Genomic DNA, 11,954 nt, shown 5'->3' with positions numbered 1-11,954 from the left:
TGCACTTCAATTAAAAGTCCGTCAACACCCATTGCCATGCAAGCTCTCGAAAGAGCAGAAACGCCGTAAGAATAACCCATTGCATGACTCGGGTCGAGAACTATCGGAAGATTTATATGTTCTTTTAAATATGCAACTCCGCACAAATCTAATGTAAAGCGTGTTTTAGTTTCGAAAGTTCGAATTCCTCTCTCGCAAAGTATAACATTGCTGTTTCCTCCTGAAAGAATAAATTCCGATGCCTGGACAAACTCCTGTAAGGTAGTGCCGAATCCACGTTTTAGCAATATGGGTTTTTTTGATTTTCCGCATTTCCTCAAAATTCCATGGTCATACATGGATTTTGCTCCTATCTGAATAACGTCAGCATATCCAATAACATCATCAATATGGCTTGAATCCCGGACTTCACTGATAATACTGAAACCATATTTTTCTCTCATTTTTGCTAATATTTTCAAACCTTCGATTCCCATTCCCTGAAAATTATAAGGTGAAGTACGTGGTTTAAAACTCCCTGCACGCAGCATTGTCAAATTGTGTTTCTTCAGTAATTCACAGGTTTTTTCAATTTGCTCCTCCGATTCAATTGAGCAAGGTCCAATAATTACCGCAGTATTGTTTGTGTTTCCGCCGATTGATTTATTTCCTATTTTTACCTGCCATGTGTTGTTGCGGTATTTTCTGCTCGAAAGCTGAATGTCGCTGTCGAAAACAAAACTCTCTTTTATATGCTGTTTGTGCTTTTCAACAACATTCTTAATTGCTGATGAAGTAACAAGAATAATGTTATGTTCATCTTTCAATGCAATCGCTTCGTAAAAAGAAGCCAATTCTTTGATTACTTCAGGAGCAGCATTTTTATCCAAGTGTAAAATCATAATTCACCTTTAATAAGATTATTAAATTTTAAAATTCCCGTTAACCGTTTTTTTTCATCAACAACAGGTAAATACAATACCGGAAAATTTAATGATTTTATATAATTCAAAATTTCCGTTACAGTATTTTTTTCATAAATGTATGCGGGATTACGGTTGATAATAGTATTTATATCAATATTGTTCATGTCATTGAAATTTTTTATTAGCCCCCTTCTCATATCAGCATTTGTAATTAATCCTTCAAGTTCACCATTTTCATTTACTACAATTGTCAAGCCATGCTGATATTTTTCGATTGATATAAGAACATCATAAAAACCGAATTCATTTATTTTCAAAACAGGAGTTTCATCAAGTCCGAGCATAAAATCACTGGCAAGATAATGCGATTCAATATTATCGCTTTTCAGGTTCAGCAATGCAGAGCCTATGTAATCGTTTTTGAAAAGATATGAACCGATAACAGAAGCATAAACGCCCATGTTTCTCAGAATAAAAGATAGTTCTTCGTTTACACCACCATCAACAAAAATTTTTTTCTCAGGATAAAGGTTTTTAAATAATCTTATTTTTCTAAAATTGTTTCTGTTGAACTTGCCTCCGCTCACTCCGGGAGTTGTGGACATGAATAAAATATGGGAAAAAGAGTTTTTATATTCATCAAAAACGGTTATGTCGGTTTCGGAAACTATTGCCAATCCATAGCTTGAGCTATTATTAGAGAAAACATCAATTTTGTTTTTTAATTTTTCAAATTGAAAAGTAACATTTTCGATATTATATTTAGAAATCAAATCATAATATTTTTCGGGAGTTGGTGTTATCAAATGCAAATCAATCTTTGTATTGCTGACTTTTCTTATGTTTTTAATGTCTTCAAAAACTTCGGGCTCATCATTGCAGTCAATATGAAAATAATCTATTCTGTGAGCATCAAGCTCTTTAATCAATTCCGTAAAATCTTTTTCTTTGTTTGAATATATTGAAGCAGATATCTTCATTTGGTTTGCATTGTCTTAATTATCCGCAAAGTTAAAATAAGTTTCAATAAATTAAAGCATTTTAAAGCATAATATTTTATGATTTAATAATTACCAAAAACTTTTTAACTTTGAATTTTAAACTTTAAACTAATTTCATGTATCCAACTTTAAGTGATTTATTAAAAGATTTATTCGGAATAAATATTCCGTTGCCGATACAGACATTCGGATTTTTTATGGCTCTTGCATTTTTACTTGGAGCATGGACTCTTGTACTCGAATTGAAGCGCAAGGAAAAATCAGGCGTTTTAAGTCCTCATAATATAAAAGTAATAAAAGGAAACCCCGCGACTTTAACCGAACTCTTACTTAACGGTGTTTTGGGATTTGTTCTCGGGTTCAAATTAATTGATATTATTTTAAATTATCAAACCTTCGTGAATAATCCTCAGCATTTCATTTTATCAGGTGAAGGAAATTTTATAGGTGGCTTGGTGTTCGGTGGTTTTCTTGCATACAGCAAATATAGAGCCAAACAAAAAGAAAAACTTAAAGTACCGGTGGAAGTTGAAGAAACTATATATCCACACGATTTGGTAGGAAACATAGTTTTCCTTGCAGCTATTTTCGGATTAATAGGAGCAAAGATTTTTCATAATCTCGAAAATATTGAAGAATTCAGATACGACCCGATTAGTGCTATGATTTCTTTCAGCGGATTAACTTTTTACGGCGGTTTGATTTGTGCTGCCATTGCAATACTTATTTATGCCAGAAAAAATAAAATTGCTCTTTTTCACTTAATTGATTCGGCTGCACCCGGTTTAATTCTTGCCTATGGAATCGGCAGAATCGGATGTCAGCTTGCCGGCGACGGTGACTGGGGAATTGTAAATACTCTTGCTAAACCGCATTGGCTCGGCTTTTTGCCTGACTGGATGTGGGCATTCAATTATCCGCATAATGTAATTGATGAAGGCATAAGAATTCCCGACTGTTTTTCAAAACATTGTTTTATGCTTGACCATCCTGTTTTTCCAACTCCATTTTACGAAACAATTTCATGTATTTTAATGTTTTTTATACTCTGGTCGATGCGAAAAAAGTTTTTAACTCCGGGTGTACTTTTTTCTGTTTACCTTATATTTAACGGTGTAGAACGTTTCTTTATTGAAAGAATAAGAATCAATCCGCCATACAATATTTTCGGAAAAGGAATAACTCAGGCAGAAATTATTTCATTTTCATTAATTTTGACAGGCATTTTCGGAATTATATTTTTAAAGTATATTAGAAAAACCGAACGAAAAAAGTCGTAAGAATTTAGTCGTAAGTAGTAAGAAAAACAAGGCGAAAGGCGCAAATTACTAAACACTTAACTATGAGAAAATATTTTGCTTTTTTAGTTTTTATATTACTTTTTATTCTTTATTCATGCGGCAACAGCAATGGAAAAGATAAAAACAAATCACGTATTCCATTCGATTATAAATCCTGCATAGGCAAAGTAACAAATCAGATTGCAGCAGAAAACAATTCTGTTACTTATGCTCTTTACATGCCTACCAACATTGATAAATCAATACCTCTGCCTGTAATATTTCTCTTCGACCCTCAAGGCAGGGGAAATTTCCCTGTTTCAAAATATAAGGATTTAGCCGAAAAATATGGTTATATCCTTGTTGGTTCAAACAATTCGCAAAACGGAATGAATTTTGACGAAATAAATAATACAACAAATACAATGATTGAAGATGTATTCGAAAAAGTAAAATTTGATAGGAACAAAATATTTACTGGCGGATTTTCAGGTGGTTCGCGGGTTGCAATTTCAATAGCAATCAACAGAAACGATATGTCGGCAGTTATTGGCTGTTCTGCCGGTTTTCCGGTCGAAAATTTTCCTCAGCAAAATAAATTCTCTTTTATTGGCTTTGCAGGTAATACTGATTTCAATTATCTTGAAATGGTTGCATTTGACAAGATGCTTGAAAAAAATAATATAAACCACCAGCTTGTTGTTTTTAACGGAAAACACGAATGGCCGCCAAAAGAATGTATGGAAGATGGTTTTATTTGGCTTGAATTTAATTCCATGAAAAATAATTTTACTTCACGAAACGATACGTTGATTACTAATTTTATTAAATCAAATGAAAATAAAATTGCTGAATTAAAAAAGAAAAATTCAACTTATGAGATTTATGCAGCATATAAAAAAATGGTTTCTTTTCTTGAAGGACTCGCTGATGTAAATAAATACCAATCGGAGTTTGCAAAAATTGAAGCAACTCCTGAATTAAAAAAAATACTTGCAAAAAACGAAATGCTTTTAAATGAAGAACTCACAAAATGTCAGCAATACAGCGAAAATCTGAATTCAAAAGACATTAACTGGTGGATAAAAGAAATAAATACAATAATTTCAAAAACAAAAAACAATCCCGACAAGGAAATACAATTGATGAATAATAGATTGCTTGCATTCCTAAGTATTTCGGGATATACAAATTCAAATGCCATATTAAACTCTAACCAACCTGAACAAGCTGAAAAGTTTTTAAAAATTTATGCAATGGTTGACCCCGAAAATCCTGATTGTTACTATCTCACCGCTTGCTACTATGCAAAACTTGATGAAAAAGAAAAGGCATTATCTTCGCTTGAAAAAGCTGTTGTATTTGGTTTTAGTGATGTTTTAAAACTTCATAATAATATTGATTTTAATAAAATAAGAGGCACAGAGAAATTTGCGGAAATAATTTCAAAAATAAGTAATCAAAAATGAATATGAGTAAATCAATTGAGTGTTATCTTTCCTTTTAATTCAACAACAGAAGATGCCGTATAATATAATTCGCAGAATGAAACTGACATTTTTCCACTTGTAGCATCAATTGATACATACACTTTTCCACCTGCATTTATTGAATAAACACCATAATCGGTTAATGTTACATATACATTTCTAAAGTTGTCATTTAAATTCGAATAGTTACAAGTTGTATAAATGCCATTTACCGGTTTTTTGGGGAAACTTAATTCGATAGAAAGACCACTTGAGGTGGATGCAGTTATTGTTGTTTGCGTTGTGTCTTTATCAATAAGATTGTAGCTGTATCCATTTCGAATTAAAACGTTATTTGCTAAAGTACATGGAACAGTTGGCGGTTGTGGATTTGGCACTTCAAACCTTATTATATTTCCGTAAACATATCCATATACATTTGCGGCAAAAGCTCTGAAATAATAAACTTGGTTTGGTTCAAGGTTTGTAATTTCCGCACTGTATTTTCCAACGGTACCATTTAGTAAAATTTGATTATCTAACATCTTAGGTGTAGGATTTGTGCTTATGCAAAAACCGGTATATTCCATTGCCGATTTTCCGGCATAAGTTACTTCACCTGTAATTTTTACTACATCGTCATTCAGCATTTCTGCCGAAACGGTTTTAACTTCTGGCAAGCTATTTTTACGATTTTTAAAAAGGTCGAAATTACCTTTTTTACATGATGCTAAAAGCAAAAATGCAAATGCGAAAATAATAATGTTGTTTTTCTTTAACATGATTTTATTTTTTTATGATTATTGATAATAGTAACAAACACTAATATATGGCTTCCAATACGATTGCTTTGAATTATTGGAAACATATCCCATACTCTTGCCTATACCTGCGGAAAACACCCATGTTTTTTCCAATTCATATTTTATTCCTATTCTGGGAACAATTGCTATTTCAACTTGCTCGCCCGAATAACCAATATCCTTAGCTGTTTCTATATAATTTTCGTAATCGAAGTTATGCATATTTACATTTACATCTAATCCTACTAAAGGCGTTAACTTTGTGTCTAAGAATTTGTATTCTGAAATAATTCCAATGGATATAAAAAAATAATTTTTATATATCATATATCCAGGCAGTAAAGTATAAGTCCCATTACTATACTGTATGTTATAATCGGGAAAGGTATCCAATCTTGGTTTTGGTTTATAAAAGCCCAAAGAAAGCCCCATGTTAAATTTCTCTTCGTAATCATGAAATTTATAAAACAGTTCTGTTCCTAAACTGGGTTTAAAATAATATCCGTACAAACCACTTGGTTTTATATAGCTTAGTTGCAGACCAATTTGGCTGCTTGCATTATTATAATAAAACGATAATGTTGTTATAAAAATAATTTGAATTGTTTTTTTCTTCATTGCTTTTTTATTTTGCAATAGTTTTATAAAATACCATTCCGAAAGTTTAAAACTTTCGGAATGGATTTAATTTACAAGTTTTTTACTTTAAAAAGTTAATACTATTGGCATTAATTGGTCTTTTTCCTTTACTATTAGAAAATAATTATTCATATCCATTTTATACATACGTAAATCCACAAGTTTTATTTGTTTTGAAGTAAAATCTTCTTTAAATGTAATTTTATTATTTAAGTTTCCATCAACTTCTACAGATAATAATTTGCTTTTATTAGTTTCTGAACCTGTTGCTCTTGATTTAGTATCGTTAGAGTATATAATATATGGTTTGCCGTTAATGCTATATGTATATAGGTCGGCATTAAAATCGCTCCTTTTTATAATATTAAAACTTTTATTATTATTATTTGCTTTAAGTAATAAAATATTATTGTTATATGTGATTGAGCCATATTTTGAGCTATAAGTCCATGTATTATTAGTAATTATAATATAATCATCTTTAATTTTAAAAATATCTATTATACTTAAATATTCGATTTTCTTTTTATATTCCATTTTTGCTCTTATGTCATCGCCTAAAGAATAATCAATATTGTCTTTCAATTCAAATGAAGATAAATCAATTCCGAATAATTGTATTCCTTTAACAAGCGTAGTATTTGCATCGCTGTTTTTCTGGTCGTTATAGCAGCATGCAATCATTAAACATTTTTCATCTTCAGCTATTTTAAATACCGCTCCAAAATTATTTTCGTTATTAAATGCAATCTGAATAGCTTTAACATCTCCGGTTTTAATATCGCATTTAGTTACTATAATTGGATTTGTTTTAGTAACAAAAATTAAGCTTCCGTCGGATAAGACAAAAAACGTTGCTTTATCTTTTTCGGGCATAATTTTTAATTTAAAGATTTTTTCTAACTTAAAATCTTCGGAATTATATACCGAATAATCGGTATTGTTTATAATTCCTATATGCTTGCCGTTTTCAGATACTGCAACATCAAAAAAATAATCTTTATTATTAATTGTTTTTTTATCAACACCAAAAGAATTTATCATTTTTCCTTCAACGTCGTACTTTTCAACAACAAACCTGCCTTTTATTCCTTTTTTTAGCGTAAAATTATTGTCAACAAACTCCTGTGAATATCCTATAAATATACTTTTAGTTTCATTGTTTCCAAAGCGAAATACATTTCCAAATGATATTTTCTTACTATCAATATTAAAGATGGTTTCTTTTTCTTTTGAAATACCTTTTTCTTTATCAATTTTATATTTTACTATCATTGTAGGCAAATCTTTTTGTGTCCAAGACAATTGTATTGGTTTTTTTAAACAATATATTTCATTTTCTGTTTTTAAAAGATAATCTAATAAAACATTTTTTCTATCTATCTCTTCAATTTTTCCTTTTATTAATGTTTGTCCAAATGTACTAACACTAAGTATTAGAAATGCAATGACCAAATTATTTTTTTTCATGTTTTTGTAATTTTAAAAGTTAATACTATTATGGTTATTTAGAAAAGAGCTATTTTAACTCCTAATAATAAGTTTATGTACGAAGGTATTTTAGTGCCTTCATTAGGATAATCAAATGTATTGGATATAGAAGAAGCTTTATTAAAATTCAGATTGTAAGTTACATCGGCAAAAGCATAAAAAGCACCAAATTTTTTCTCGCAACCAGCACCTATGCTTAATCCTTTTCCGTTCAATTTTTCTTTTGTTCCATCAACAAAAGAGTAATCCAAATTAGTATCGGGTGTTTTGAGGTTATAGGTGTAAGTTCCTTTTATGAAATTATATGCTAAAGAACCGTAAACAGAAAAATCGTACTGATATTCTCCTATAAAGTATCTTTGTAATGCGAAAGAAAATTGAAATAATTTTGCTGTGCCAGCTAAATCTACTTGGTCGAGATTAGAATTATTGTTATTAAACAAAGTTGGCTGATAGCTGAATTTGCTTGGCAAATAATAATTGTATTTTGCTGATGCAAATGTTTTGTTATCTTTCGAAACAGTGTAATTTAAAGCAGTTCCGAACCCTAAGCAGCTTATTTTCTTGTCATCAAAAAGCTTGATATAAGAAGGATTCAAAGCAATATTAACTCTTTGCACATTCTGAGAGTTTGCTTTTCCCAAAATAAATGTTGTTAACGCGATTAATGCAATTGTTTTTTTCATGTTTTTTTTAAGTTTTAAAGGTTAATATTAAAAGTTAGTTTATAGTTTTCAGTTAAAAAGACACACCTCTATGTCTCCTCTCAAGAGTAATGGCACTAACATAAATAAAAAAGTATTATATTTGACCTATAATTAAATCAAAAAAAGATAAAATGAAACAAAATAGGTCATTAGCAATAAGTACTATGATACAGGATTGCCAGAAAAAAAACATCTTAAATCTAATGGAAGGAGTATTTCCGAAAAATATTTTGAATTTAGAAGCAACAGAATCTTCAAGAGACAGGATTTTTTCAGAGACGAACACATTATTAACGATGGTTCTTACAGCTACACAAGAGGACAAATCTCTAAAAAATTCTGTAGCTCTTTATTATTCCATTCATCAAAAAAATCGGGAGCAATTGATAACAAAGGTTAAATCGGAATTTGAAGATTATAATAAAAAGACAAAGAAAGAAAAATTAATTGGTCGTCCAAGAGAAAAATCTTTAAGTATTCCCAAAAGTAAGGAGCAAGATATATCATTGAACACTGCTGCATATAGTAAAGCAAGAAAAAGATTACCAGTAGAGATGACAGAAGATATTTTTAAATTAAGCATAATACAAAACACAAATAATACATATTCACACTGGCATAATCGTTTGGTATTAATAGGTGACGGAACTTATGTACAGATGCAGGATACCATCGAATTGAGAAAGCAATATGCAGTAAAACACAATGGTAAAGAGAGTAAGGGTTACCCACAGGGACTAATAGTAGGTCTTATTAAAAGAGGCACAGGACAGGTTTATAACTTTGGATTAACAAATCGCCACACTAGTGAATTAGCTGTATTTTACGATTTAATAGATACCATACCGGAAAGAAGTGTATTATTACTGGACGATTTATATAATTGTTACGAAATAATTGCAAAATGTATAAGTAAGAAAATAGATATAATTGTTCCATGTAAACGAAAGAGAAATTTCACTTTAGTAAAAAAGATTAGTTCGGATGATGAAATAATAGAAATTAAATCACCTGATAAACGCTCTCCATGGTTAAAGGAAAAGCCAGAGATACCTAATAAAATCAAGTTAAGGCAAATAAGATGTAAAAGTCCAGAAGGAACAGAATACGTGCTGCATTCTACAGTATTGGATGAGCATATTGCTGCTATTGAATTTCAAACAGAGTATTTGACAAGATGGGATATTGAAATTAGCATACGTGAAATGAAAACCATAATGGATATTAATATATTGCGTTCTAAAACACCTGAAATGGTTTTAAAGGAATTAAATGTTGCGTTGGCATCGTATAATTTAATACGAAAAATTATTTTTGAAAGCATCGAAGGGATGCCTTTTCCCCCCGAAGAAGATTTCATTCAAAAATTCTATACGCTTAATAAGAATGTTCTTGTTGATAAAAAGGGAAGAGTATATTCAAAATGGTCAACGGGTCGTAAAAGAACTGAATGCATTAATAAGAAAGGAGATATTGCCAAAACGAAAAAAATGGAGAAAATATCCAAGAATCACTAAACAAGGAAAATACAAAAAATACAAATAATAGCTTATGTTAGTGCCATTAATGTTGGGGGGTAGTGCTTTATTCTTTCAAATATATAAATCCCAAACTTCCTTTTGTTAAATGTTTTTCAAAAACGGAATTCTCTTTCAACTTTTTATATTCGTCTTGATATATTTCAAACTCATATTCTTTGTCAGTTGAATTTTCTTTAACTCGAACTGAATAATGAAAAGAAGTCAATCCATTATTAATAGATATTGTACTATCAAGCTTGATGATTTCTCCTTTTAATAAATAATCTGTCTTATGTCCCAGTGTCCTATTTGCTAATGATAAAAATCCATAAAACGGTATCGAAATAGTTGCAGACATTAAAAATAAAACAATTATCAATATAAAATAACCTTTTGCTTTCAGGTTGTTTAGTCTCGTAAAAATCTTTTTCCTGAAATTCCACAGTATCAAAAAAATCAAAATAATAATTGGTAATACAATTGAATTAAGCATTTGACTCCAAGGAGAATAATCTTGAATTTTAAATTCAAACATTGTGAATGCTATCAATGCCATAAATACTAAACATAAGACAATATTTCTTTTGTCTTTCTTAGATAATACTCTTTTATTTTTGTCAGTTTCGCAATTCATTTTTTGCATTACCCCCAACGCCCGGTGGTTGCAGCCGCCGCCGAGTTGTTCGCACAAATATATCAAAATATAACGAACTAAAAAAACTTGCGGTTTTATCTACCGGCACGAAACGGCGGTTGATGCAACCACATGTTGGGGGCTGGGCTTTATTCTTTTATTATCTTTCTAACTTCAACTGTCTTGTCAGTAATCAATTTCACAAAATAAATTCCGCTTGGCAAAGTGCTGATGTCAATTTGTGTTTTGTTTGTGATTGCTTGCTGCTTTATTAGTTCAGCTCCATTTATATTATAAATTGTAATAGTGCTTTGTTTTGATGTTTGAGGGAGTTCTAATGTTAATTTATCTGCAACTGGATTAGGATATAGCATAATATCAATTGATAATATTTTATTTTCTATACCAAAAATAATATTATTGTTTTTGAGAATAGTGCCATTATCTCCAGTTACTATAGCACTTGTTGTAGATAACATTGATACATCAAATAGATCTTCTGTGGTTCCTGAATTTTGTGAACTCCAAGTTGTCCCACCATCATTAGTGTACAATATTGTTCCTGCTGTTCCTACGACAATTCCATTATTTGCATTAAAGAAATTTATACCTTGCAAATAACTCGTACTATTAGTTGTTAAAGTAGTCCAATTTTGTCCTCCATCTGTTGTTTTTACAACAGTTCCACCACCACCAATCACATACCCTACATTATTATCAACAAAAAACATTTCTGTCAATAAATTACTAGTTACTGTATGAACCGTACTCCATGATGTACCGCTATTAGTGGTTTTCTTTATTTCTCCAGTTTGCACCACTAAAAATCCTGTTGTGGTATTTGTAAATACTATATCTGTCAAAAGATCTGTTGTTCCGGAATTTCCGATGGTAACTGTTGAACCTCCATTTATTGTTTTCCATAAAACACCTCCAGTTCCAACAAAATATGCTGTAGTGGAGCTTGTAGCTGAAACAGCCCACAAAGAGTTAGAAGTGGGAGGTGTAATAGATGTCCAGCTTAATCCTCCATTAGTCGTTTTAGCCATGGATATAACTCCTATTGAAGCCCCGTAACCATATGTATTGTTATAAAAACCAAAATCCCTAAACCCTTGTGAAGACCCTTTTTTCCAATTGTTTCCTCCGTCTGTTGTTTCAAGAGTATTTGTAAATCCACCAGAGCAATATCCATTTTGCGAATCTATAAAATGAATGGCATCTAATTTAGCTGTTATTCCAGAAGTAATAGTTAACCATTGAGCATTTCCCGTAAAAAACAAACAGGAAATTAATCCAAAACTTAATATAGTTTTTTTCATAATTTTTAAATTTTCGAAGTATTTCTCACAACAGGTTAGTATTAATAATTAATTTTTTTTCACTCCTTGTAAGCCCACGACCAGCTACATCTTTTTTAAGAAGTAAATATTTTGTATCTACAGGCGGTTATTGATTTTTAGCCCAGTTTTGCGGAAGTAAATTTTCGAGTTCAGATTGTTTGC

At 30.7% G+C, this 11,954-nt stretch carries 11 protein-coding genes; 3 read left to right on the top strand and 8 right to left on the bottom strand.

Annotation, left to right across the window (positions count from 1 at the left end):
- Both aroF and WC223_03920 read right to left on the bottom strand, forming a co-directional pair.
- On the bottom strand, positions 1-881 hold an 881-nt coding region (gene aroF / locus WC223_03925; protein MFA6923383.1), incomplete at its 3' end, for a 3-deoxy-7-phosphoheptulonate synthase.
- Positions 878-1,885: a CBS domain-containing protein gene (locus tag WC223_03920; GenBank protein MFA6923382.1), complete on the bottom strand. Its 1,008-nt coding sequence runs from the start codon at positions 1,883-1,885 to the stop codon at positions 878-880. The genes WC223_03920 and aroF, both read right to left, overlap by 4 nt.
- A 137-nt stretch (positions 1,886-2,022) precedes the next feature.
- On the opposite strand from WC223_03920, the gene WC223_03915 reads away from it, so the two are divergent.
- The gene (locus WC223_03915; GenBank protein MFA6923381.1) at positions 2,023-3,186 is read left to right on the top strand and encodes a prolipoprotein diacylglyceryl transferase family protein; all 1,164 of its coding nucleotides are present in this window, start codon (positions 2,023-2,025) and stop codon (positions 3,184-3,186) included.
- A gap of 62 nt (positions 3,187-3,248) precedes the next feature.
- Positions 3,249-4,655 (top strand): hypothetical protein, encoded by a 1,407-nt coding sequence (locus tag WC223_03910; GenBank protein MFA6923380.1) that lies wholly within the window; start codon positions 3,249-3,251, stop codon positions 4,653-4,655.
- Between the two features lie 11 nt (positions 4,656-4,666).
- Here the strand turns inward: WC223_03910 and WC223_03905 are convergent, their stop codons facing one another.
- The 4 genes from WC223_03905 to WC223_03890 all read right to left on the bottom strand — a co-directional run bounded on the left by WC223_03905 (position 4,667) and on the right by WC223_03890 (position 8,274).
- Positions 4,667-5,437, bottom strand: coding sequence for a hypothetical protein (locus WC223_03905; GenBank protein ID MFA6923379.1), 771 nt, complete (start codon positions 5,435-5,437; stop codon positions 4,667-4,669).
- Between the two features lie 18 nt (positions 5,438-5,455).
- Positions 5,456-6,076, bottom strand: a complete 621-nt coding sequence (locus WC223_03900; GenBank protein MFA6923378.1) for a hypothetical protein — start codon at positions 6,074-6,076, stop codon at positions 5,456-5,458.
- Positions 6,077-6,163: 87 nt separating this feature from the next.
- A complete protein-coding gene (locus WC223_03895) occupies positions 6,164-7,567 on the bottom strand; it encodes a hypothetical protein (protein MFA6923377.1) in 1,404 nt (467 codons plus the stop codon).
- Positions 7,568-7,605: 38 nt separating this feature from the next.
- Positions 7,606-8,274, bottom strand: a complete 669-nt coding sequence (locus WC223_03890; GenBank protein MFA6923376.1) for a hypothetical protein — start codon at positions 8,272-8,274, stop codon at positions 7,606-7,608.
- A 152-nt stretch (positions 8,275-8,426) separates the two neighbouring features.
- On the opposite strand from WC223_03890, the gene WC223_03885 reads away from it, so the two are divergent.
- Complete coding sequence (locus tag WC223_03885) at positions 8,427-9,812, top strand: IS4 family transposase (protein ID MFA6923375.1); 1,386 nt, start codon at positions 8,427-8,429, stop codon at positions 9,810-9,812.
- Positions 9,813-9,879: 67 nt separating this feature from the next.
- Here WC223_03885 and WC223_03880 read toward each other — a convergent pair whose 3' ends face one another.
- Positions 9,880-10,449 carry a hypothetical protein gene (locus WC223_03880; protein ID MFA6923374.1) on the bottom strand — a complete coding sequence of 190 codons (570 nt, stop codon included), beginning with the start codon at positions 10,447-10,449 and terminating at the stop codon, positions 9,880-9,882.
- 149 nt (positions 10,450-10,598) lie between these two features.
- Entirely contained in the window at positions 10,599-11,771 is a 1,173-nt protein-coding gene (locus WC223_03875) for a YCF48-related protein (GenBank protein MFA6923373.1), read from the bottom strand.
- Positions 11,772-11,954 lie beyond the last annotated feature (183 nt).

Source organism: Bacteroidales bacterium, assembly GCA_041671145.1.
Lineage (GTDB): Bacteria > Bacteroidota > Bacteroidia > Bacteroidales > JAHJDW01 > JAQUPB01.
The sequence above is the reverse complement of the archived record's forward strand: the minus strand, read 5'-3'. Positions and strand labels throughout refer to the sequence as shown.